Genomic DNA, 1,034 nt, shown 5'->3' on the forward strand with positions numbered 1-1,034 from the left:
GTCGGCTACTGCAACTCACCAACGAGAATGACGAGTCATACCGCTTCGGCTGGGACGAACTGGACCGGCTGGTGGCACAAAAAGACCTGGATGGCAGTGGCCGCCTCTATGCCTACAACGTGCTGGATGAGGTCACTCGTCTTACCCATGTGCCCTCGCCTGACGAGCAGCCGCCGCTGTCCGACAACGCCCCGCCGACACGGACGGCTGCCATCCGCCACGACTTCGAGCGGGACGCAATCGGCCGGCTTGTCAGCAAGCGCACTGAAGATGGCACCACCGACTACCGCTACGACGCGGCCGACAATCTGCTGTCCATCACCTTCACAGACAATAAAGGAAAAAAACAGCAACTCGACTACACCTACGACGCCAACGGACAATTGCTCAGCGAAACCAACAGCGCTGGCTTGCTGCAGTACCGCTATGACGAACTGGGTAACCTGCAGACGCTGGTCCTGCCCGACCAACGCGAACTCAACCACCTGTACTACGGCAGCGGGCACCTGCACCAGATCAACCTGAACGGCCGGGTGATCAGCGATTTCGAGCGTGATGCGGTGCACGACGAGGTCCTGCGCACCCAAGGCAAGCTGGTCACCCGCACACGCTACGACACCAGCGGTCGCCTGGCCGGCAAGGCTATTCACTATCGCGATGCCCCTGCTGAAGTGCTGCCGCTGCTGGACAAGGCCTATCGCTACGATGCCAGCGACAACCTGATTGCCGAGGTACTGACCCAGACCCAGCGCCGCGGGATGACCAACGCGGCCAATGACGAAAACGCGCATCTTGAACAGATCATCGGCCGCTTTCATGACCTACCCCACACGGGCAAGACTTATTCGGGACACAACCGTTACGGCTACGACCTCAACGAGCAACTGCAAACCGTTCAGCAGTCACGCCCCAACTGGCAGGCCACGCAGGTCGAGGATTACAAGTACGACAAGGCCGGCAATCTGTTCGACGGCCCCAAGCTCAATGGCCTGATCAAGCACAACCGGGTGTTGGTGTATCAGGACAAGCGCTAC

1 pseudogene is annotated in these 1,034 nt (G+C 59.9%); it reads left to right on the plus strand.

From position 1 onward, the window contains the following. Window positions 1-1,034: pseudogene (locus tag V7787_RS52830) on the plus strand (RHS repeat domain-containing protein); the annotation flags it as partial.

It is taken from the genome of Pseudomonas sp. CGJS7 (genome assembly GCF_036961695.1).